Source organism: Gemmatimonas sp. (genome assembly GCF_031426495.1).
In the GTDB taxonomy this organism is placed as follows: domain Bacteria; phylum Gemmatimonadota; class Gemmatimonadetes; order Gemmatimonadales; family Gemmatimonadaceae; genus Gemmatimonas.
On record NZ_JANPLK010000078.1, the window covers coordinates 58,235 to 80,368 of the forward strand.

Here is a 22,134-nt window from a genome sequence, read left to right on the forward strand (position 1 = left end):
CACTGTCGATAGGAAATGATAGGAAGCGATAGGCGCAGATCAACTGCAAGAAGTTGGGCAAGGCAAATGGCCGCCAAGTTGACTGCTTGGCGGCCATCTGGACGAGGCTACTTCATAGGTCCATTAAAGGGACACTATAGATACACTTGCTACTATCTCCGACCAGCGGGAGTCGGCGCCGGCGGCTGAGCGTCGAGAGCGGCACCCAGTGCTTCGGCGGTCCAGCTGATAGCGTTGGTATAGAAGTCGCCGACCTTGGCCGGGTCGATGCCCATCTCCTTGGCGATCTCCGACGCGTTCTCGAAAAGGCCGAGCTCGTACGATTCGGCGAAATTGATGGCGTTTGCGTACGGGCCGGTGCGGTCGAGCAGGGCTTCGTTGGCCTCGTCGCTGAGCACGACGCGCGAGAGAATTTCGGGAAGCGGCATGCGGAAGACGGCATCGAGCAACGAGAAGAGGCCGACGAGGAACAAGGTGCCGGCGTCGCGTGAGCCGCCAACCAGCTGCTCGAGCAGTCGACCGCGTTCCACCGCCTGACGTACCAGTTCCTGGTCCACGCCGTTCGACGAGCGGCGGGCGGCGGCCACGGCCACGGCCAGCCAGCGGAGGAAGGCGGTGCGACCGATCAGCCGCAGTGCCTGTCCGATCGAGCTCACGCCGCGCATGCCGATGGCGGCCGAATTCACGAGACGAAGCAGCTGGAAGGTGAGCACCGGATCGGTCGATATGACGTCTTCGAGCTGGCGGTCGTTGATCTTCTGATCGCGCGCCATGCCCATAAGTCGCATCGCGGCAACGGTGGACTGCGGCATGTTGGCCGACGGCAACGGCTCGGGGCGGCTGAAGAACGTGCCCTGGAACGCGTCGAAGCCCAGCCCCAGCACCACCTCGTACTGCGCGAGCTCGTCGATCTGCGTGGCGATCAGCTTGGGGGCGTGCTTGCCGAAGCCCTGCGTGATGCGATCGCAGATCTTGCCGATCGTGACCGCGTTCTCGCTGCTGATATCGACCCGGACCCAGGTGACGTAGGGGACCAGTGCCTCCGACGGGCCGGCGGTTTCGCCGACGTCATCGAGGGCGAGCAACCCGCCGTGCGCCCGGTAGCGGGCGACGGCTTCGGTCACCGCTTCGTCGGCTTCGAGATCAGGCGGGAGCATCACGATCGCGGAGCCCGGCTCGGCGACGTGAAACGCATCATCGAGCAGCTGCGTACGCGTGCAGGACACGAAGGCCGGCATGCGATTGCGCACGAGGTCGAAGGTGCCGCTCAGGAAGCTCTCGACGAAGCCGTGTTCCCCGGTCTCCGTTTCCTTGAAGCGGATTTCGTACCCGAGCAGGGCGCCGGTCGTACCGAAGACGGGCTGGCGAACGAGGCAGAAGTCGGACATTTGGCTGGGAAGAACGCGGTACAGGGGTGGCGCAGACGACGTCGTCGTAGCGACTCTAAGACGATTCAACTGCTCGCGAGGTACTCTTTCGGGATTCGGTCCCGGCGTCCCTCGTCATCTCCCTTCGATCAGACATGAGTATTACGACGCTCGACGGAAGCCTTCACCGCGGCTGCGGTGGCCGGTACGCCCTTCAGACGGAAACGGTCACGATGCGCATCAGCGGCATGGCGGCCGAAGTCACCCGCGAGTTCTATCGCTGCGAAAAGTGCGGGCATGAGAACCGGACCATCGACCAGCGCGATGTGGCGGAGAAGTCGGCGACCGAGCAGATCCGGGTCGCCCACGATCTGTTGGCGCCGAAGGCGATCCGACAGCTGCGTGAGTCGCTGGGGCTCACGATCCCGCAGTTCGCGGAGCTGTGCTACGGCACGCCCAAGGGGATCGTGGAAGGCTGGGAGAAAGGGAAGTACCTGCAGAACCGCGACGCTGATGCGCTGATTCGCGGGCTACTCGATCGCGAAACGCTGGAGAAGCGCGCGGCGAAGGCCGGCGTGACGCTGCCGGTGATCGTCGATCCCGCCGCGGCAGCGGCAATCGCCGTCTGAACCCGAGGACGCTCCCATCGCACTGATCATCACCCACGAGCTGACGCGTCGGTTCGGCGACGTCACCGCGCTCGATGGCCTCACCGTGTCCATCGAGCCGGGCATTACCGGCTTGGTGGGGTCGAATGGGGCCGGGAAGAGCACGCTGGTGAAGATTCTGCTTGGCCTGCTCGATCCGTCGAGTGGGTCGGCGCAGGTGATGGGACATGATGTGGTGCGAGAGAACCGCGCGATCCGCTCACTCGTGGGCTACATGCCCGAGCATGACTGTCTGCCTCCGGAGATGACGGCAGCGGAGTTCGTGTCGTTCATGGCCCGTTGCTCCGGGCTTCCCGCGACGGCGGCGCGCGAGCGGGCGGCCGAAGTGCTACGTCATGTGGGGCTGTTCGAGGAGCGGTACCGGCCCATGCGCGGCTACTCCACCGGTATGGCGCAGCGCGTGAAACTGGCGCAGGCGCTGGTGCACGATCCGCGCATTCTGGTGCTCGACGAGCCCACGAACGGACTCGATCCTGCCGGCCGCGACGAGATGCTGGCACTGATTCAGCGCACGGGGCGCGAGTTCGGCATTTCGGTGTTGGTGTCGTCGCACCTGTTGGGTGAGCTCGAGCGCGTGTGCGAGCATGTCGTCTTGATCGACGCGGGGCGCCTGGTGCGTGCGGAACGACTGGGCGCGCTCATCGGTGAGACGAGCACGTTGCTGGTGGAAGTCGACGGCGACGTGGACGCGTATTGTGCCGCGTTGGTGGCGCAGGGGTTGGTGGTGCAGCGCGAGCTGTTGCGCGCGCTGGTGGACCTGCCGAACGGCGACGACGCCGAGAGTGTGGCGCGGGTGTTCGCCACGCATGACATCGTGCGCGATGTCGCGGTGGCGACCGGCGTGGGACTGTTGCGCATCGAACGCCGGCGCGGACATCTGGAAGACCTGTTCGCCGGAGCCAACACGTGAGCCAACACGTGTTCCAACACGTGAGCGATCGCGTCAGCGATACCACGATTCACGACCTCGGCTATCGACGCTATGAGGGTGCGCGGGACGGCGTGCGCGGAGCGTGGCGCGCGCTGTTTGCGCAGGGATTCCGCGCGATGTTCGGATTTGGTCGTCCACTCAAGTCGAAGGCGGTGCCCGCGTTCGTGCTGGCGGCTACGATGCTGCCGTGTCTTGCCACGCTGGCGGCGTCGTCCGCCACCAAGGGGCAGTTGCCGATCATGTACGGCGGCCTGATTCAGGCGCAGCTCATTCTGTTCGTACTGTTCGCCGCCGCGCAGGCGCCGGAGGTGATGAGTCACGATCAGCAGCATCGCGTGCTGCCACTGATTCTCACGCGCGACGTGACGCGCGACGTGTACACCAGCGCGCGGGTCGCGGCCGTGCTGTGTGCGCTGCTGGTGGTCTGTGCCGCGCCATTGCTGTTGCTGTACATCGGCGAGATCGGCATCGCGGTCGATCCGGCCACCGCGTTCTCCAAGATGGGCACAAAGGCCGGCCCGGTGCTGATGCAGGCCACGCTCACCGCGTGGGTGATCGGGGGAATCGGCGGTGCGATGGCGTCGATGACGCCGCGCCGCGCCTATGCCACGACGTCGGTGATCGGTGTGTTTCTGGTAGCGGCGGCGGTGTCCATCGGGCTCGACGATCTGGCCGGCATCTCTGCCGACGTCTCGGGGTTCATCGATCCGCTGCGTTCGTTGCACAAAATGGCGCTGATTCTATTCGGCGAGAAGAATCGCGCGATGGAGCTGGCGCCACCGCCGCCGCTGTGGATGTTCGCGGTGCTGGCGCTATCGCTCGGGGCGGCCGGTGTGCTCGCGACGTTCTGGCGCGTGCGCCGCGTGCGCGTATGAGCACCTCGCAGAGCGTCTTGCAGATTCCACTGGCGTTCGATCACGTCTCTCACTGGTACGGTGACGTGGTGGCGGTCAATGATGTGACCTGTGCCATCGAGGCGGGCATCACCGGATTGCTGGGTCCGAACGGCGCGGGCAAGAGCACGATGCTGCAGATGGCGGCAGGACTGTTGGCGCCATCCAGCGGCACGGTGCGCGTGTATGGCGAGTCGCCGCTCGAGCGCCCGTCGATCTTCCGCCATGTGGCGCTGGTGCCGGAACGGGAGGCGCTGCCCTCGATGTTGTCGGCGCGCGCCTTCGTGGAAGCGCGCGCCGTACTGCTTGGGCTGCGCGATCCCAAAATGGCCGCGCTGCGCGCGCTCACGACGGTCGAGATGGACACCGTGGCGGATCGCAAAGTGGGTGGCTTCAGCAAAGGCATGCGACAGCGCACCAAGCTGGCGGCGGCGCTCGTGCACGAGCCGACGCTGTTGTTGCTGGACGAGCCGTTCAACGGACTTGATCCGCGTCAGCGCATGCACATGATGCGACTGCTGGAAGACCGTGCGGGTGAAGGCACGGCCGTCTTGCTCAGTTCACACATTCTCGAAGAGATCGAAGGGGTGGCGTCGCGCATTTTGGTGATGTTGTCCGGGCGACTCGCGGCGAGTGGCGATCATCGCACGCTGAGGCGCATGATGACCGATCGGCCGCACACCGTGCGCATTCGCTCCACCAACGATCGTTCGCTGGCCTCGGTGCTGCTGGCATCACCTTCGGTCATGGGCGTCGATATCGAGGCTGATGCCTTGATCGTACGCACGATTGATTACACCGGCTTTGCGCATCACATCGCGGCCGTCGCGCAACAGGCGTCGATTACGCTGCTCGAAGTGCAGCCCACAGATGAATCGCTGGAGCACGTATTCGCCTACCTGGTGGCCCGATGAGCGTGGCGTACGGTCGTATCTCTCCGTGGGCGACGGCGCGCGTGCTGGTTCAGCTCGCGTGGGCCCGCACCTTCTCGGTCACGCTGGTGGTGGGGGTGATCGGACTCCTGTTGCTGCCGGTGCTCTTCGCGTTGGCGTTTGCCGCACGCGGGAGCCTGAGCGGGGATCCGGTGGTGTTTCTGGTGCAGCGCTACGACACGCTGGTGTGCGGACTGGCCATGCCGTTGATCGGCTTGTTGCTGGGCACCAGCGCGTTTAGCGCCGAGACAGATGACGGCACGCTGCTGTATCTCGTGACGACCACGACGCCGCGATGGTGGATAGCCTGCGTGCGCGTGCTGTATGCGTCGATCGTGACGGGAGTGCTGTCGGCGTTTGCGGTGTGGAGCACGGGTGCGATCGCCGCCGACGGCAGCAATCCGGAGCATGTCACCACGGCGTTCACGGTGGCCGTGCTGTTCGGTGGCGTGACGTACGCGGCGCTGTTCACGGCGCTCGCGTTGCTGACGCGTCGGGCGCTGGTGGCCGGCCTGGTGTACGTACTGTTCTGGGAAGGCGCGCTGAGTCGCACGTTTCCGGCGCTCAATTATCTCAGCGTGCGACAGTGGACCCTGTCGGTGGCCGCATCACTGACCGAGTCATCCGAGCAGGCCCTGCAAACTGGTCCGTCGCTCGCGGCGTCACTGATGGGCGCTGCGGTGTTGGTGGTGCTCTCGGTGTATGTCGGTGGGCGGAGATTGCAGCGACCGCGAATTACACGATAACGGCGAAGTAAGGGGTTCGGAGTAGGGAGTAGGGGGTACTCCATACTCCGTACTCCATACCCCCTACTCCATACCCCGTACTCGTTACGCCTTACTTCGCTTTTAGCGCTGCCTGCAGCTCCAGATCCGGGATCGCCTTTCGCAGCACATGGTCGATCTGCGTGAGTCGTGCGGCCGGCGAACGCTCGGCCAGCAGCCGATACCGGCTCTCGAGATCGAGGTCGATCATCGCGCCGACACTCCACGCGACCTGTGCAGCGTCGTCGGGCAGGTTGGGGAGCGGATCGGTGTCGTCGTTCAGCGTGCGCACGGCCTGCACGACGCGTTTGAAGTTGGCGAGCACTTCATCGGCGGCGACCGCCAGCGCGACGGGGGCGTAGCCGGTGTGGTCGAGCACGACGGTGCCGGTGGCCACGTGATATGGTGCGTCGTGTTCGATGAACGCCGTGAGCGCGAAGCGTTCGCGCCCTGTGACGATGATGTTGGCGCGACCATCGGGCATCACGTCTACATCGGTCACTTCGGCCACGCACCCCATGCGTCCCGCCGGTAAGTCGCGTTCGGCGACGCCAGGCATAGCCGCGATGATGCCGAAGCGCCCGTCGCCGTCACGCACATCGGCCAGCATCTGCCGATAGCGCGGCTCGAAGAGATGCAGTGGCAACATCGTGCCCGGGAAGAGCACGACGCCCAGCGGGAAGATGGGAAGCAGGAGATCCGTCACTCGGGAAATATCTAGCGAAAGCTGGTCGTGCGCTCGATGGCGTGACGATGCGAACGGAATCCGTCATCGGCACCGCGACCGAGGGCCACCATGGCGGTCATCGTGGCGCTGGCCGGGATGTCGAGAATGGCCTTCACCTGGTCGGGCTGAAAGCCGAGCATCGGCGAGGTGTCGAAGCCTTCCGATGTGGCGATGAGGAGCAGATAGCCGAGGGCGATGTTGGCCTGTCCGTTGCCCCAGGCGGCGAGGGCTTCCGGCGTCATGCCGCTGAAATTCTTCTCGAGCATCGCGATGGTGCTCGCGCGCTTGTCGGGCGTGAGGTCGGGGTGCACGATATCGCCGAGGTTGGCCATCGTGTCGTCCATGTCCGAGTACATCGCGATCACGACCGGGGCTTCGCCGACCTGCTTCTGCCCGTAGGCGGCGTCCTTGAGCGCGTTCTTGACCTCTTGGTCGCGCACGACGACAAAGCGCCACGGCTGGAGATTGAACGCGGACGGGGCGCGTCCAGTGAGTTCGAGGAGCGTATGGATCTCGTCGTCGGTGATAGGGACGTCGAGGTACGAACGCACCGAGTGACGCGCCATCGCGGCATCGGCCGCCGAGAGGCGTTCGGTGGGAGTGGCGTACGCCGCGGTGAGGAGCGCGGAGGTGGTGGCTTCGGAAGTAAGCATCTCAGTAAATCCCTGTTGGCGTGACGTATTTCGTTATAACAAGCGTTGGCGCGAAAGAATCAGTTCCCGGGGCAGTTGCGGCGAACACCCTGGAGCAGAATGGCCAACTGCGCGCGCTGGCTATCGGCGAGCCCGTCGAACACGGTCAACTCCGCCTGCTGCACCGCCGGAGCGGCCATCTCCAACAGTGCCTCGCCTTTCCCGGTTAGCTCCGTATGTACAACTCGTCGGTCTTTTTCGTCGCGCTTACGCGCCACTAACCCGGCACTATCGAGCCTGTCAAGCATTCTGGTGACGTCGGGCCCAGGTGCAGCCAAGTGTTTTCCTAGCTCGCTGCAGCCGGCGCCACTCTTGCCGTGGCGCTGGATCACCAGAAGCAGCTCGTACTGTGCCGTGGTCACGGCGAACGGTTCGAGCGCCCACGTCATTGCTCGTTCTACATGCGCCGCGGCAGTGCGCAGCGCATGCACCGTGGACGCGGGGCTGTTTGCGGAGGCCAAATCCTGAGGTGTCGGGTCAACAGTGGCGCGAGAGGACATGCGAGAATTGTATCTGTTAGAACAATAGTTGTCAATCTAACACATTGAGCGAGGGTCGAGCATGGGTTGCTACCACTGGAGGGGTGAGTTCGATACATTGCCGTGCTGTCTGTGAAGTGCAGGCACGGCGCCGTCGCCAAGTGGTAAGGCAGGAGACTGCAAATCTCCCACCGTCGGTTCGATTCCGACCGGCGCCTCTTCGAACTCCAGTGCTGCGCTGTGGGTCCTGGATTCTGATGCGCGTTCAAAAAAGTCTTTGCACGGTTTTTCGAAAGTCTTTGCACGACCTCCGATGTACTGTCGTGATGCTGTTTGTGTCGCACTGCTCGGCCATCTCGTTGTACGAGATGGCCGTCTGTGTTTCTCGAGGGAAAGAGAGAGGCTGCGCGCTTACGACTCGCGCCTGCTGAATCCATGCTCGCCGCGGCGTTGAGGATCGCGTGGTGGATCGCCGCGCGCTTGCGCCGCCATGTCGCAGCGCGACGGAGCCTCCCACCCGGGAGCCTGGTCATCGCACCGATGACGCCGAGCTGTGTGGCGAGGGCGGGTATTCAGTGCCCACTGGATGCGAGTCCAGCACCACATTGTTTGCGCCATTCACAACGCTCCCGTTGTCTACGTCGCTTGCTGCCGAATGGCGACAGTGCGAGCGCGTTGGTACGTCTCGATCAACTCCGCCTCGGTGGGCAGCCCCGCCAACACCTCGGCTGGGGCCGTCGAGTACGTGGCCACGCCCATGGGAACTTGCGTGCCGCGCAGGGAGTAATCGACCACGACTCCGTTGCTTTCGCGGCAGAGCAGGATGCCGATGGTTTGGTTGTCGCGAGCGGCTGGTCCGAGATGACGGTCGGTGAGAAGATCGTCGACCGCGTTGACATAGAAACCGAGCTTGCCGAGAAACTCTGGCTCGAACGCGCCGATTTTGAGTTCGAACACGACCCATCGATGCGTGGGTACATGGTAGAACACAAGGTCGAGGAAGAACTCTTGGCCGCCGACGACAAGTCGGTACTGATTTCCTGCGTAGGCGAATCCGGTATGGAGCTCCGTGAGGAACGCCTTGAAATTCGCCAAGAGGCCAGCTTCGACCGCTCGCTCAGAGGCGTCGAGTGGAAGGCCCAAGAAATCAAAGTTGTACCGATCCTTGACCAAGGCCTGAGCCAAGTCCGATTGCGCGGGCGAAAGCGCAACGGCGAAGTTCGTGGGCGCGGCACCTAGCCGGCGATGCAGCCCGTTGCCAATGTGGGTGATAAGGACATTGCTGGACCACCCGTTCGCGACGGCCTGCTGGGCGTACCAGAGGCGCTGCTCAGTCTCATCGAGTCGCTCCAAGAGCGCGATGTTAGATCTCCAAGGCAGGTTTGCCATAGTGGCGGCCACGACCGTTTCGTCCGGGTAGGCCGCGGCAAACTGGCGCATGTAGTAGAAAGTGCGCGGAGCGTACCCGCGCAGTCCGGGCAACCGCAGCTTCAGGTCGGCTGCCAATCGTCCCGCAACGCCCTCTCCCCATAGCTCTTTGCTGATTCGTGCATTCAGTTCACGACCGATGCGCCAGTGCGCCAAGATCGTCTCGCGATTGACTGCTGCGGCCGCCTCACCAGCCCCAATCGCGATGAAGTTGAGGACGCTCTCTAGGATCTCTGCGTAGGGCGCATCACCGGGGGCAGGAATCGGGGCGGGCAACCGGCTCTTTCGGGTCGACATTTGGGGATTTCCAAGTAGAGGGCAATTTTGCAACACCTGTTGCAATACTGTAAGTCGTTGCAATATAGCGATTTGGACTGCCGGTTCAATTCTGCAACACCCGTTGCAAAATGCAGACGAGTCCGCCGCTGACCCACCCGCGCGCCAGGCGCAGAATCCGGCGTTCGCGGAGTATCTGCTGCGAAAAAATATGGCGACATGCTCTGTGGCGCTGAGCGCTGCACGAGAGCCTCACGCATGCCCACGCCCTGGCGGACGCGATCTGGGCGTCGTGGGATGCCACAGTCCCCCACTTCGGGAAGACTCTGCGTGAGCCTTCCGAATGCAAGAGGCAGTCGCCGGCAAACGCCAAGCGGGGCGATCGGAGCCGAGCACGAAAAGCTTGAAACGACGAGACACGAAAGGCTAGAAGTCGCGGGCGGGCGCTACGGACAAGCGGGAAGCTCGCTGTCGCCTTGCTGACGTGCAAAAACCCTCGTGCAAAACCGTGCAACAACTTTTGCAACCGCGCATTCTGCGTATGCGGAAGCGGGCGACTCCCGAGGGGAGCCGCCCGCTTTTCATGGCGCCGGTACGGGCGCCGCTACCGGAGACAATTACTCCCAGTAGGCGGTGAAGTCGTAGTACGCGGCGCCCGACCGGGAATCGTTGATCCGGATAATCGCCGTGTAGCCGTTCCAGGAACTGGGCTGCTGCACCACGGCGATGCTACCACGGCCCGAACGCTGGTCGATGCGGAGGTTGACGTTCCGGTTCGGCAGGCCGCCGCCGCGGATGTTCGAGTTCACGTCGCTGACGCGGACACCGCTTCGCGTGATGGCGTCCACCCGGCGCCCCGAGATCTGGATCTCCACGACGTCGTCCACGCGACCACTCCAGTTCAGCGAGCCGGCGCCACCGTTCTGGCTGCCGCCGTTGTTGCCGCCGCGACCGTCGTAGCCACCATCGCGGTCGTCGCGGTCGCCGCGGTTGGGATTCTTGTCTCGGCCGTTGCCCCGGCCGTTGCCCGGGAACGGTTCGCCATCACGACGGCCGCCGCGTCCCCAGCCCCCACCGTTGCCGTTGTTGCCCTTGTCGCCCTTGTCGCCCTTGTCGCCCTTGTCGCCCTTGTCGCCCTTGTCGCCGCGGTCATCATCGCGGCGATCGTACACGTCGTCGCGACCATTCCGGCCGTCGCGATCGTCGTAGCCACGGTCATCGACATAGGCGGTGATGCGATAGTTGTCGGCACCGGCGCGCGGGTCGCGCACGCGCAGCACCGCCTGATATCCATTGCGCGCCGACGGCTGCTCGATGACGTCGACATCACCGCGTCCGTCGTTGAGCTGCACCACCACGTTGGCGCTGGTACGAGGGAGCGCGGAATTCACTCGCGTGCGGCTCGGCAAACCCGCATCGAAGCCACGCGTGCTCACGTCACGTCCGCGCACGACGATCAACACTTCGCGATCGACGCGACCCGTCCAGGTGAAGAGTGCGCGATCGGCATGATCGGGCGGCGTGGCGCCGGCTTGCGTCGCAGCGATGAAGAGCCCGGCGATCACCGGCACGGTGATGACAGAGCGGCGGACACGAGATGAAGTCGAACGATGCAGCGTCATGTGCTCCTCCAGAGAGCAATAGTCACTGCGGTATAGGGCATCTGTGATGCCATGCCGCCGCTGCGCCGACGGGTTGCCGGGCCAGATGCCTTTGGCTCGGCGCAACTGCTTGTGGGGGAATCGCTTCGCCACCGTCGCGCGTGGTCCATGCGATGTGCCCTGCACGCCAATACGCGCCGTAACTGTCCCCAAAGACGGACAGTCGTCGCAGTCGCGACAGGACGATGCCCGGCGATGTGCTGCTATGCGTTCGCCGTTCTCGCACGAAAGACGGCGCGCCCGATCCGTCGCACCCAGCCGGGTCGCGGCGCCTGCTGCACATCGTGGCTGAGGAAGAACTCCTCCGGCCGGTAGGCATGCATGGCTTGTTGAGCGTGGGCCAGCACGATGCGGACCTGATCTGCCGACAGCGGCTCGAACGGTTTGAACTGAAATGGATGTCGACGCGCTTCTTCCGCGAACGCATGCATGGCCGGCCATTCGCGCGAGAGCTTGGGCATCAGTTCGAGTACGCTGGCGAGCAGTTGCTTGGGGCCGGGCTGCTCGCCGAAGGAGTAAGCGAGATAGCGATCTTGCGCCAAGCGCCAAAAGGCGTCGGTGGCTTCGTTGATGCTCACCGCGTCGTACTCGAGCGCGGTGCACATGAGCCCCCAGAGCACGTGCTGCTCACGGCCGGTCATGTTACGCGTGGGCGATTCAGGCGCTTTGTGCCAGTGACGAAGATATCCGCCGCCGAGCACGTAGCCGGTGGGGAAGCCGTGTCGCCACATGCGCAGATTGAGTTCGGTCCATTCGCCCCAGAAGAGCCGTCGCGGGTTGAATCCACCGATTTCCGCGAAGAGCCGACGATAGCCGGCGACCAACATGCCCTGCACGGGCATATAGCGCACACCGTCCACATCGACGGAGGGCGTGGAATCCCGCGGCTTGAATCGGGTATCGGTGTCCTCTTCGTACGACGGCAGTCCCACGATGCCGAGCGGCGTGGAGCGCAACGTCGCTTCGATCGTGCCGATGATGTCACCGTGTACCGTGAGATCGTCATCGATGAACGCCACGAGTGGCGTACGGCACACCGACAGTTGCATGCGGCGACCGCTGCCGATCGATGGTTCGTTCACGTTCACGTAGACGCGAATCGGCAACGAGGGCGCCATGGCGCGAATACGCTGTTCGATCGTGAGCGGCTCTTCCTCCGTGATCGCATTGAAGATTACGACTACGTCAATGCGATCGGCCGATGGCACGTCGGCCAACGATTGCAGCAGTCGCGCGAGATACTCCACGTGGGACGGGATGGTGAGCATGGTGAAGGTCCAGCGCGGTGCCCCATCGACACCGAGTGGAGCGCGGCGGGAAGCGGAAACCGCCGCGCGCTTCATTGCACCAACTCCTGCAGACAATTCAGCATTTCCAACCATCCTCCTGGTCCTTCCGTGTCCGACACCACTGCTCGGGGTATGGCAGTGAGCGCGGGATGCGGACCACGTCCGGGGTTGCGGATCACGAAGGCGAGGTCAGCGAGTGTAAGCCACCGTCCGCCACGTCGCAGCTGCAGCCCGCGGTCTGCGGCGATGGTACGAATCGTCTGCCTTTCGTCCCCGGACATTCGCGAAGGATCGAGCAGCAGCGAGTGATGTCGCGCGTGCAGCGCGCGTCGGATCGCGCCGGTAGTGCGAAGCCCCAGTGCTGACAACGATTCGCGATCGAGCTGTGACGCATCGGCCCGTTGCACGGCGTCCAGCTCCTGAATGGCCATGCGTAAGCCGCCGCGTGCTGGGCTCGGGTCCAGATGCACATGGTACGCCGTCCGTACGCGCGAAGCTCGTCATGCGGAGCAAGCGCGGGGTCTCGATCCGACGCGCCGTCGGCAGCACGCGCGAGCACGGCACCGTCTTCGGCGATGCAGGGTCCTTGCACGCCGAGGGCGCGCTGCAGCACCATGAGCTCGTCGAGCGTGCGGCTCGAGGCGAAGGCGACACGGCATCCAGCTGCGCGCGCTCCCAGTGCGTGTATCGCACGTCGCCACGTATCGGCGCGAAAGGGCAACTGCGCGTCGTGATCGAGCAGCGTGCCATCGATATCGGTGGCGATGAGCAGCGCGCGGTCGCGAGTGACTATCATGCGCCGACGGGAACATTCTCCGTCGCCGCCTTGGTATGACGTGCGAAGAGCAGCAGCGCGCCACCGCTCCCTGCGATGAGCGACCCTGCAAGAACGCCCACCTTGGCCGCATCGAGCAAGGCGCCTTCGCCGAAGGCCAGTGCGGCGATGAAGAGCGACATGGTGAAGCCGATGCCGCCGAGCGCAGCGACGCCGATCAGGCGTGGCCAGTCGGTGCCCTCAGGCAGTGCGGCCCACCCGGCGCGCACGGCGAGCCACGCGGCGCCGGTGATTCCGAGTGGCTTGCCGAGCACGAGTCCCAGAGCGGTGGCCAGCACGGCCGGCTGACTAGCGAAGCCTGCGACATTCCCAGGGAAGGTGACGCCGGCGTTGGCGAAAGCAAAGACCGGCACGATGAGATACGTGACTGGCCAGTGCAGTCCTGCTTCCATGCGATGTTGCACGCTGGGCGCGCCGCCGGCGGCGGGCTGGCGCGCAGGAATCGTGCAGGCGAGCAGTACACCGGCAATGCTGGCGTGAATGCCGGACGCATAGACGGCACCCCAGAGCAAGAGTCCACCCAGGAGATATGGCCACAGCGCGTGCACGCGCTTGGTGTTCAAGAACAGCAGCAGGCCAACGAGCAGGGCGGTCGCGCCGAGCGCGACGGCATTCACCGAGGGCGTGTAGAAGAGCGCGATGACGAGCACGGCGCCGATGTCGTCGGCGATGGCGAGCGCGGCGAGAAAGATGCGGAGCCCGGTGGGAACGCGGTCTCGCAGCAATGCGACGATGCCAAGCGCGAAGGCGATGTCGGTGGCCATCGGGATCCCCCAGCCGCGCATCGCATCGGAGTCACGAGCGACGGCGACATACACGAGCGCCGGCACCACCATGCCGCCGATCGCGCCAACGACCGGCAGCGCGGCCTGGCGCATCGTGGACAGGGCGCCGCCCTGCACTTCGTGCGTGATCTCGAGACCGACCATAAGAAAGAAGAGGGCCATCAGACCATCGTTCACCGCGTGCAGTAGCGTCGTCGAACCGATCGGCAGATGCCACAGGGCGTGATAGTGCGGCGCCCACGGCGAGTTGGCCCAGCCGAGCGCCAGCAGGGCACAGACCAGCAGCAGCACGCCGCTGAGGGCCTGTGCGGCGGGTGGCGTCGTGGCGGAGATCATTCCGGCGTCGTCGGACGCGTGCACGGGTGTGGTCATGTCGAATGTACATTCATGGTGGTGGTGTGCTCATCCATACCCGATGGCGCGCATGAAGTGCGCCATTGCCGGAAATCTCTGCGATTGACGGATCACGGCATGGCTCGTGTAGTATGAAACAGTCTGCTCCCTGAGGCCGACGTTTCCACCCACCCAAGGTCATCATGACCGTTTCGACCCGCATACGCCGTTACTGGCTGGCTCCGCTGATTGCGGCGGGGCTTGGCGGTGCGTTTGCGCTGGGGTCGTGGCACGGCGCGCATCGCGTGCGCACGATGAATGAGTGGGCCGATGCGCAGTTGTTGTCCACGGCGATCGATTCCGTGCGCGCGAATGCGATCGACTCGTTGGGGAGCGATGAGCTGATTCGTCGGGCGGTGGCCGGGATGCTGCGCGAGTTGCGGGACCCCTATGCGGCGCTCCTGCGTCCTGACGGGTTTCAGCGGTATCGGGGCAGCATGATGGGTGAAGGTCAGGGCATGGGCCTCACGCTGCGTCGTGAGCCGGATGCCGCCGGTGTGGTGCGCGTGGCGCCGGGATCGCCGGCGTTCACGGCGGGCGTGCGGGCCGGAGATCGCATTCTGATGGTGGATGCCGTCGCCGTTGGCGAGGCGTGGAAGCGGAAGCCGGGCGACAGCACCCGCACGTTCGGCGACTCGAGCGTCCTGACACTGTGGCGCGCGCCCTTCGGCGACACGCTGCGTCTGACGGTGCGTCGGACCGCGTGGCACATGCCCGCGGTCAGTGAACACGGACTGCTGGCCGACAATGTAGGCTATGTCCGCCTGGCCACGTTTACGTCGCATGCCGCGGATGAATTGGAAGAGGCAGTCGCTTCGTTGCTGCAGCGCGGCGCCACGTCGTTGGTGCTCGATCTGCGCGGCAACATGGGTGGATTATTCGAGGAAGGGGTGAAGTCCGCCGGGCTCTTCCTGCCGCGCGGGGTGGTAATCGCGTCGTTGGCGGGTCGTGGCGGGGCGGCACCGCAACCGCACAGCACGCGTCATTCGCGCTGGCCCAACCTGCCGCTCACGGTGCTGGTCGATGGGAGTACGGCTAGCTCGGCGGAAGTCACGGCGGCCGCGTTGCGTGACTACAACCGCGCGCTGTTGGTGGGGACGCCGACGTACGGCAAAGGCGTCGTGCAGCGCGTCGTAACGCTCTCGAAGGATCTGTCGGTGCGTCTCACGACCGCGCGATGGCTCACGCCGAAGGGCATCAGTCTCGACCGTCGCACAGGAAACGGCGCGCTGGCGAAGGGGGGATTACACCCCGACGTGCTCCTCGATGATGCCACTCGGCGCGACGCATTCGCCGTGCCGCACGCATGGGAACCGGCGGCCACCACGCAGGTGATGCGCATCGCGGATTCTCTGGCCATGTATGCGCTTCGTGAGGGTTGGTCGACGACGCCGATGGCGCTGCTCGAAGCGCGATTGCGGACGACGCTGGCGCAGCTGGCGCCCAGATCGGCGCGCGACCCACTCGCGCGGGCGGAGTGGGTCACCGTGAGCACACGTCTGGCGCTAGTGCGGATCCTCGAGGTAGAACGGGAGAGCGAAGCGTTGTTGCGCTACGCGGTGCGTGAGGACGCGGCACTACGCGCCGGCATTGATGTGGTGGCCCCCGGCACCGAAGTGGCCCGCGTGCTGCCCGCCACGCTGCCGGCGGTGATTTCGCGGAAAGGATTGGCGCAGTCGCTCCCGCTGCTGCGACCGTGATCGGGTGGAGTGCGTGCCTGTGCCTGGTCACGCAGCTGGCGGTGAACGCGAATCAGCCGGTGAGTTCGCTCGATGCTTGGCTGGTGTCGCGCTTTCAAGGCACACAGCTGCTGGCCGACACCATGCCGACCACGGCATCGGTGGCGGCCGAGAGCCCGTTGCCACGGATTGAGGGCACGCGCGCGGGGCGTTCGGCCGACACTTTGTATGCCATTCACTTCGGCGTGCGGCTTGGCACACCGGCGCTGGCCGTGAATGACGTGGTCCAGCTGACCGGCCCAACGGGTACCATCACGCCCCTCTCGGCCCGCGTCATCGCGCGCCGCGCCTTTCGGGCACCGCGGCGGCCAGGTGCGTTGTCGAATGCCGATGCCGCCTGGCGCTACGGATGGAGCTACCAAGTGGTCATGCCGCGCCGTGCGAAGGCCAACGGCGCGGTCGCCGTACCGGTGGCGCGATACCGCGGGTGGTTGCTGCTCGCGGTGAACCGGCGATAGGCGGGTGGGTAGACGTTCAGGCGCGCATCATTCCCGCTACATTGCCCGTCGCTATGGAAAGCCTGACGTGACATCGAATCGACCGCGGTCCATGCGACCGGCGTTTGCCACGCTGACGGCCGCCCTGGTCGCACTCGCGATGCTGACGCATGTGGTGGAGGCCCAGGCGCAAGGGCAGACGCCGTCGGCGGCACCGGCCCAAGGAAATCAGGTGTGGCGCGACGCGTTGGCGGATTCCCTCGTGCGCCGTGCCATCGATCGACGCAGCGTGCAGCTCGCCGACAGTACGCTGCTCAGCTACACCGCCAGTGCGCACGGCTTCCTGGCGTTTCTGGCGCAGCTGGGCGAAGGCGTGATCATTCCGCCCAAAGTCGTACAGAGCGAAGAGCTGCAGCTGTCGATTGCCTGGTGGCAACCGGGGCGCAGCGCGCAGCGACTGGTGGGTCGCCGTGACACCACGCTGCTGCCGGCCGATGTGGGCTACTATCGCGATCGCTACAGCGTAGTACTCGACAACCTGCCCGATCGCATTCGACTCGGCGATGGGCAGGATGTGCGTGACGTGCCACATCCGCTTGGCGCCGTCGCGCCCAGGCAGTACGAGTACGCGATGGGCAGTGCCCTGCGCATCCGCATTCCCGGTCGCGAGATCGTGGTCGATGAGATCAAGTTCCGCCCCCGGAATGCCGCGCTGCCGGCGGCCGTGGGGTCGGTGTATCTCGATCGCGAGACGGGCGCCGTGGTGCGGCTGTCGATGACGTTCACCCGCGCGGCGATCATCGACAAGCGCATCGAGACGCTGGTGGTTACGCTCGAGAACGGGCTCGTACGCGAGCGGTACTGGCTCCCGCGCCGACAGGAAGTGGAAGTCTCGCGCGGCAGCACGTGGTTCGACATTCCGGCGCGCGGCATCGTGCGCGGTCGCTGGGAGATCTCGGGCTACGACGTGAATGAACGCTTGCCGCAGAGCACGATGCTCTTGCCGCGATGGAGTGCGGTGCCGCGCGACTCGGCCAAGGCGTATCCGTTTGCCGGTCGCGTCATCGATGCGTTGCCGCCGGAGATTCAGATCGCCAGCAGTGAAGAGGTCGTGCGCGCGCGGGTGCAGGCGGAGGCGGCGATTCGCAGTTCGATGCTGTCACGGCCCACGACGGCATCGGTGACGGGTCGCGGCATCAGCGATCTCGCGCGCTACTCACGCACCGAGGGGATGGCCATCGGAATCGGCGCGTCGCATCGCAGCAGTCTCGGAGTGCAGGTGGGTGGCCGGTTGCGCTACGGATTCAGCGACGAGCAGGTGAAGGGCCAGCTGGCGATCGGTCCGGTGCCGGCCTTCGGACGCACGCCGCTGATTCAACTGTTTGCCGAGCGCGACTACCGCGATCTGGCGTTTGCCGAGCGGGCTGGGGTGACGAACTCGCTAGGGTCGGCGCTATTCGGCAGTGATTACACCACGCAGGTGGACACGCGCGCCATCGGCGTGCTGTGGCGCCGCCGGCCCACGAGTGCGTTTACCTGGCGACTGGCGTACGAGCGCGATCGACCGTTGTCGGTGCAAGCGTCATCGGTGTCGGGGCGGTTCGCGCCGACGCTGGCCGCGCGGGAGATTTCCGGCGTGCGCGCCGAGGTGCAGGGCACGGGCGGTTGGGTGGGGGCCGACGAGCGAGGCGCCCGCGGGAACTGGACGTTGCAGATGAGTACCGGCGCCCTCGAGGGAAGTGGAAACGTGTTGGCCCGCGCGCAGGCGCTGGTACAGATCACGAAGCCGCTGGGCGGCGACCGCGCGCTCTTTCTGCAGAGCTTCGCCGGGGTGGCCGGCGGGCGTGACTTGCCGCCACAGTGGCTGATCTTCGCTGGCGGTCCGTGGTCGGCGCCGGGATACGACTTCCACGTCTTCGCCTCGCGGGCGATGCTGTCGCAGCGGGTCGAGTTCCGGCAGCCCATTCCGGCGCCGTCGATTCCACTGAAGCGGTGGGGGAAGTCGCCGCCGCACGTGACGCTTGCACCGTTCGTGCAGCTGCTGGCCACGGCTCGCGGGACGCCCGATCGTCCAACCATGGCCGCGCTGCGGCCGTCGGCGGGCATGGGGATGCTGTTCTTCTACGACCTGGTGCGGGCCGATGTGGCTCACGGCCTTCGCGACGGACAGTGGCGCTTCGCCATCGACATCGATCGCGGCTTCTGGGGGATTCTCTGAGCGAACGCTACGACGCGGCATACTTCGACAAGTGGTACCGGCACCCCACGCATCGTGTGAAGACGGCGGCCGAGCTGGCCCGTCAGGTGTCGTTCGTATTGCATACGGCCGAGTGGGTACTGGGGCGGCGCGTGCGAACGGTGCTGGATGTGGGCTGCGGCGAGGGCAACTGGTATCCGGCGCTGCGGGCGCTTCGTCCCCGGATCGCGTATCAGGGTGTTGACCCGAGCGCATATGCCGTGGCCAAGTTTGGCGCGCAACGGAATCTCCAGCGGGGTGGCATCGAGGATCTTGGCTCCCTCGACCTGCGCGAGCACTACGATCTGGTGGTGTGCTGCGGGATGTTGAACTACCTGTCGGTAGCCCAGCTCACCAGCGGCATCACGCACGTGGCAGCGCGCACCGGCGGGATGGCCTACCTGGAGCTCTTCACGAAAGACGACCACTTCGAAGGGGACACCGACTGGCCGCCACCCAAGTCGACGTCGTGGTATCGCGGGCTGATGCAGCGGGCCGGCCTGGTTCCCGTCGGCATGCAATGCTACGTGGCGGAGGCCGAGCAATACCGGGTCTCTTCGCTGGAACGGCTGTAGATTCTGCAGCATGACTGATCGGATTGCCGCGCCGACGCGCTGGTCGACGTTTCTCGAGGAGCTGCGCGCCGAACGCCGCGCGTGCGATGCCCCGCGTCCACTGCGGGCGCTGGCGGAGGAGTTCGCCGGTCGTGTGTTGGCGCTGCTGTTCCCGCAGTTCGCGCATCCGTCGCGACTTGGCGTGGCTGGTGTCGACGAGGAAGCGGCGCATATCGAAGCGCTGCTGCGCGCGGCGATCACGCCGATCGTGAGCGACGTCGAGCAGGTGGTCGCGACGTTCCTGAACCGCTTACCGGATGTGCGCGCGTCGCTGCAACTCGATGCCGAGGCGATTCTGTCGGGCGACCCGGCAGCCGAGAGTCTGGAAGAAGTGATCGTCGCGTATCCGGGATTTCTCGCCACGGCGGTGCATCGCGTGGCGCATGAGCTGTATCGGCTGGGCGTCCCCGTCTTTCCGCGATTGCTTTCCGAATGGTCGCATGGGGAAACCGGCATCGACATTCATCCGGGCGCGGTGCTGGGGGCGAGCTTCGCCATTGATCACGGCACTGGCGTCGTGATCGGTGAAACGAGCATCATCGGCGATCGTGTGCGACTGTATCAGGGGGTGACGCTCGGTGCGCATGCCGTCAGCAAGAAGCTGGCGAATCAGAAGCGGCATCCTACGCTCGGCAACGACGTCGTCGTGTATGCCAACGCGACGATTCTCGGTGGGACCACCAAAATCGGCGACGGATCGATCATCGGCGGCAACGTCTGGATGACGTCGTCGGTACCACCGCGGTCGGTGGTGCAGTTCTCGAGTCGGGTGGAGCAGCGCCCGACCGACGACGGACTCGAGTTTCATATCTAGCACGCCGCGAGCACTCCGTACCCGCCCGCAGCAGCAGCACCGCTCACTCACTCCGACCTTACCGACCATGCGCGTCTCCACGATTCTCGACACCATCGGCCACACGCCGCACGTGCGCCTGCATCGCTTGTTCGATCCGCGCGTGGAAGTCTGGATGAAACTCGAGCGCGCGAATCCGGGCGGCAGCATCAAGGATCGCATCGCTATGGCGATGATCGAGGATGCCGAGCAGCGTGGTGTGCTGACGAAGGACAGCGTGATCATCGAACCGACATCGGGGAACACCGGCATCGGCCTAGCGATGGTCGCGGCGGTGAAAGGCTACAAGCTGGTGTTGGTGATGCCGGAGTCGATGTCGATTGAACGTCGCAAGCTGATGGCCGCGTACGGCGCGACCTTCGACCTGACGCCGCGCGAGAAAGGCATGAAAGGCGCGATCGAGCGCGCCAATGAACTGGCGGCCGAAACGCCAAACGTGTGGATGCCCAACCAGTTCAACAACGAAGCGAACATCCGTGCGCATGCCATGACGACGGCGCGTGAGATTCTCGCCGACTTTCCCGATGGCGTGGACTATCTGATCACCGGTGTCGGTACCGGCGGTCACCTCACGGGCTGTAGCGAGGTGCTGAAGCAGCACTGGCCGGCGATGCAGACGTTCGCGGTGGAGCCGGCCAAATCACCGGTGCTCAGCGGTGGCGCACCGGGTCCGCATCGCATTCAGGGTGTCGGCGCGGGCTTCATTCCCGACAACCTGCATCGCGACACGATGGACGGCGCAATTCAGGTCACCGAGGAAGAGGCCTTCGAGTACACGCAGCGGTCGGCGCGTGACGAGGGAATCTTGATCGGCATTTCGAGTGGTGCTTCATTGGCGGCGGTGGCCCAAAAGATTCCCGACATGATCGACGGTGCCCGCGTGCTCACGTTCTGCTACGACACCGGCGAACGCTATCTGTCGATCGACGGGCTGTTCCCCGCGTGATACGCCTCTTCAGGGCGGTCGCTGCCGTTGTGTGGTGTGCGCCTGCGCTCGTGCGGGCCCAGGCGTCGGCGCCGGCGCCGGCGTTGAAGATCACGCGCGCCGATCTCGCGGCCGCGTACATGCGCGTCGATGCGGCGTATACGCAGCGGGAGAACGCGAAGACGCTGCCCGACAGCCTGCGCGCTCAGGTGAATCGCACGGTCGATCGCGCGGCGTTGAGTTTCTTCAGCGGACAATTCGGTGCGGCCGTCGGCACCATCGACGCGGCTGCCGCGCAGCTGACCGGCGCGCCGACACTGGGGCCCACGAAACCGACGGGGCCGCGCTCGCTGAATGGCGCGCCGGTCAGTGCGGCGCGCGACGAGTATCTGGCGCGGCTCGCGGTGGTGGACAGCGCGGGGCCATTGGCGCAGGCGCTGCTTTCCGCGCGGGAGCGGGCCAAGCTGCTGGTCGATGTACCGTCTCCTGAGAGGAGCGCCGAGTTTCTGAATGACCCCGCACGGTTGTCTCGCGATCTGGCGCGCGAGGTGAGCGTGCTGGAGCGCGGACGCGATCCGTATATCGGTCTGGTCGGCGATTTCTGGCGCGTGTATCGCGGCGCGAACAACGCGCTGGTGCCCATGCGTATCGTGGCACCGCCATCGGCAAATGTGCGCAAGCCGGTGGGCGTGCTGCTGGTGCTGCACGGAGCCGGTGGCGATGAAAACATGTTCGTTGATGCCTACGGCAGCGGGATCGCCACGAAGCTTGCGGCCGAGCAACGCTTGATTCTGGTCTCGCCGAAAACCGATCTGTTCGGTGTGACGCCGGAACACTTCGACGCGCTGATGGTGCTGTTGCGCAACGAGTTCCGCATCGACAGTTCGCGGGTGTACCTGATCGGCCACTCGATGGGTGCCGGCGCCGCCGCACGGCTCGTGCAAGCGCGCCCGACGCAGTTCGCCGCGGTCGCCCTGCTGGCCGGTGGCAGCCCCATCACGGTGGCGAATGCACCGCCATCACTCTTCGTCGGTGCGGAACTCGACGGCATCATTCCCGCCGCACGGGTGGAAGCGGCCGCCAAGGCGACGCCGGGTGCCACGTATGAGCTGCTCCGCCACGAAGGCCATCTGCTGATGGTGGGGAACGGGGTGCGGCGCGCCGTGCCGTGGCTTGTGTCGCACACGCGATAGGCGCGCCCCGAAGCACC

The 22,134-nt window shown here is 65.3% G+C and carries 22 protein-coding genes and 1 tRNA gene; 14 read left to right on the forward strand and 9 right to left on the reverse strand.

Features of this window, described 5'->3' with window-relative positions:
• Positions 1–152: 152 nt before the first annotated feature.
• The gene (locus RMP10_RS19675; protein WP_310571794.1) at positions 153–1,388 is read right to left on the reverse strand and encodes an HDOD domain-containing protein; all 1,236 of its coding nucleotides are present in this window, start codon (positions 1,386–1,388) and stop codon (positions 153–155) included.
• A gap of 134 nt (positions 1,389–1,522) precedes the next feature.
• On the opposite strand from RMP10_RS19675, the gene RMP10_RS19680 reads away from it, so the two are divergent.
• Genes RMP10_RS19680 through RMP10_RS19700 form a run of 5 tightly spaced genes read left to right on the forward strand, consistent with a single transcriptional unit; the run spans position 1,523 to position 5,537 of the window.
• A complete protein-coding gene (locus RMP10_RS19680; protein ID WP_310571795.1) occupies positions 1,523–1,996 on the forward strand; it encodes a hypothetical protein in 474 nt (157 codons plus the stop codon).
• 16 nt (positions 1,997–2,012) lie between these two features.
• Positions 2,013–2,945 carry an ABC transporter ATP-binding protein gene (locus tag RMP10_RS19685; protein ID WP_345785831.1) on the forward strand — a complete coding sequence of 311 codons (933 nt, stop codon included), beginning with the start codon at positions 2,013–2,015 and terminating at the stop codon, positions 2,943–2,945.
• Positions 2,942–3,841: a hypothetical protein gene (locus RMP10_RS19690; protein WP_310571796.1), complete on the forward strand. Its 900-nt coding sequence runs from the start codon at positions 2,942–2,944 to the stop codon at positions 3,839–3,841. The genes RMP10_RS19685 and RMP10_RS19690 overlap by 4 nt, the downstream gene beginning before the upstream one ends.
• The gene (locus RMP10_RS19695) at positions 3,838–4,773 is read left to right on the forward strand and encodes an ABC transporter ATP-binding protein (protein ID WP_310571797.1); all 936 of its coding nucleotides are present in this window, start codon (positions 3,838–3,840) and stop codon (positions 4,771–4,773) included. The genes RMP10_RS19690 and RMP10_RS19695 overlap by 4 nt, the downstream gene beginning before the upstream one ends.
• Entirely contained in the window at positions 4,770–5,537 is a 768-nt protein-coding gene (locus tag RMP10_RS19700; protein WP_310571798.1) for an ABC transporter permease subunit, read from the forward strand. The genes RMP10_RS19695 and RMP10_RS19700 overlap by 4 nt, the downstream gene beginning before the upstream one ends.
• Positions 5,538–5,628: 91 nt before the next feature.
• Here the strand turns inward: RMP10_RS19700 and RMP10_RS19705 are convergent, their stop codons facing one another.
• The 3 genes from RMP10_RS19705 to RMP10_RS19715 are packed head-to-tail and all read right to left on the reverse strand — an operon-like array spanning position 5,629 to position 7,474.
• Positions 5,629–6,261: an LON peptidase substrate-binding domain-containing protein gene (locus tag RMP10_RS19705; protein ID WP_310571799.1), complete on the reverse strand. Its 633-nt coding sequence runs from the start codon at positions 6,259–6,261 to the stop codon at positions 5,629–5,631.
• 11 nt (positions 6,262–6,272) lie between these two features.
• The gene (locus tag RMP10_RS19710) at positions 6,273–6,935 is read right to left on the reverse strand and encodes a nitroreductase family protein (protein WP_310571800.1); all 663 of its coding nucleotides are present in this window, start codon (positions 6,933–6,935) and stop codon (positions 6,273–6,275) included.
• A gap of 59 nt (positions 6,936–6,994) precedes the next feature.
• Complete coding sequence (locus RMP10_RS19715; RefSeq protein WP_310571801.1) at positions 6,995–7,474, reverse strand: MarR family transcriptional regulator; 480 nt, start codon at positions 7,472–7,474, stop codon at positions 6,995–6,997.
• Positions 7,475–7,600: 126 nt separating this feature from the next.
• Here RMP10_RS19715 and RMP10_RS19720 point away from each other — a divergent pair.
• Positions 7,601–7,671: transfer RNA gene (locus tag RMP10_RS19720), tRNA-Cys, on the forward strand.
• Positions 7,672–8,089: 418 nt separating this feature from the next.
• Here the strand turns inward: RMP10_RS19720 and RMP10_RS19725 are convergent.
• The 4 genes from RMP10_RS19725 to RMP10_RS19740 form a co-directional block, all read right to left on the reverse strand.
• The gene (locus tag RMP10_RS19725) at positions 8,090–9,214 is read right to left on the reverse strand and encodes a PDDEXK nuclease domain-containing protein (RefSeq protein ID WP_310571849.1); all 1,125 of its coding nucleotides are present in this window, start codon (positions 9,212–9,214) and stop codon (positions 8,090–8,092) included.
• A 560-nt stretch (positions 9,215–9,774) separates the two neighbouring features.
• Positions 9,775–10,779, reverse strand: a complete 1,005-nt coding sequence (locus RMP10_RS19730; RefSeq protein ID WP_310571802.1) for a hypothetical protein — start codon at positions 10,777–10,779, stop codon at positions 9,775–9,777.
• A 242-nt stretch (positions 10,780–11,021) separates the two neighbouring features.
• Positions 11,022–12,161: a glycosyltransferase gene (locus RMP10_RS19735; protein ID WP_310571803.1), complete on the reverse strand. Its 1,140-nt coding sequence runs from the start codon at positions 12,159–12,161 to the stop codon at positions 11,022–11,024.
• Positions 12,158–12,538 (reverse strand): hypothetical protein, encoded by a 381-nt coding sequence (locus RMP10_RS19740; protein WP_310571804.1) that lies wholly within the window; start codon positions 12,536–12,538, stop codon positions 12,158–12,160. The genes RMP10_RS19735 and RMP10_RS19740 overlap by 4 nt, the downstream gene beginning before the upstream one ends.
• A gap of 71 nt (positions 12,539–12,609) precedes the next feature.
• Here RMP10_RS19740 and RMP10_RS19745 point away from each other — a divergent pair, with 71 nt between their 5' ends.
• Complete coding sequence (locus RMP10_RS19745) at positions 12,610–12,942, forward strand: hypothetical protein (protein WP_310571805.1); 333 nt, start codon at positions 12,610–12,612, stop codon at positions 12,940–12,942.
• Here the strand turns inward: RMP10_RS19745 and nhaA are convergent.
• Positions 12,900–14,099, reverse strand: a complete 1,200-nt coding sequence (gene nhaA, locus RMP10_RS19750; RefSeq protein ID WP_310571806.1) for a Na+/H+ antiporter NhaA — start codon at positions 14,097–14,099, stop codon at positions 12,900–12,902. The genes RMP10_RS19745 and nhaA overlap by 43 nt on opposite strands.
• 164 nt (positions 14,100–14,263) lie before the next feature.
• Between nhaA and RMP10_RS19755 the strand changes: the two genes are divergently transcribed.
• From RMP10_RS19755 to RMP10_RS19785, 7 genes are all read left to right on the forward strand, one after another.
• Positions 14,264–15,820 (forward strand): S41 family peptidase, encoded by a 1,557-nt coding sequence (locus RMP10_RS19755; protein WP_310571807.1) that lies wholly within the window; start codon positions 14,264–14,266, stop codon positions 15,818–15,820.
• Entirely contained in the window at positions 15,817–16,317 is a 501-nt protein-coding gene (locus tag RMP10_RS19760; protein ID WP_309671901.1) for a hypothetical protein, read from the forward strand. Before RMP10_RS19755 ends, RMP10_RS19760 begins: the two co-directional genes overlap by 4 nt.
• Positions 16,318–16,408: 91 nt before the next feature.
• Positions 16,409–18,514 (forward strand): hypothetical protein, encoded by a 2,106-nt coding sequence (locus RMP10_RS19765; RefSeq protein WP_310571808.1) that lies wholly within the window; start codon positions 16,409–16,411, stop codon positions 18,512–18,514.
• Between the two features lie 56 nt (positions 18,515–18,570).
• Complete coding sequence (locus RMP10_RS19770) at positions 18,571–19,107, forward strand: class I SAM-dependent methyltransferase (RefSeq protein ID WP_310571809.1); 537 nt, start codon at positions 18,571–18,573, stop codon at positions 19,105–19,107.
• Between the two features lie 10 nt (positions 19,108–19,117).
• Positions 19,118–19,960, forward strand: a complete 843-nt coding sequence (locus RMP10_RS19775) for a serine O-acetyltransferase (protein WP_309671898.1) — start codon at positions 19,118–19,120, stop codon at positions 19,958–19,960.
• A 67-nt stretch (positions 19,961–20,027) separates the two neighbouring features.
• On the forward strand, positions 20,028–20,945 hold the full coding sequence (cysK, locus tag RMP10_RS19780) for a cysteine synthase A (RefSeq protein ID WP_310571810.1): 918 nt from the start codon (positions 20,028–20,030) through the stop codon (positions 20,943–20,945).
• Positions 20,942–22,117 carry a PHB depolymerase family esterase gene (locus RMP10_RS19785; RefSeq protein ID WP_310571811.1) on the forward strand — a complete coding sequence of 392 codons (1,176 nt, stop codon included), beginning with the start codon at positions 20,942–20,944 and terminating at the stop codon, positions 22,115–22,117. The genes cysK and RMP10_RS19785 overlap by 4 nt, the downstream gene beginning before the upstream one ends.
• Positions 22,118–22,134 lie beyond the last annotated feature (17 nt).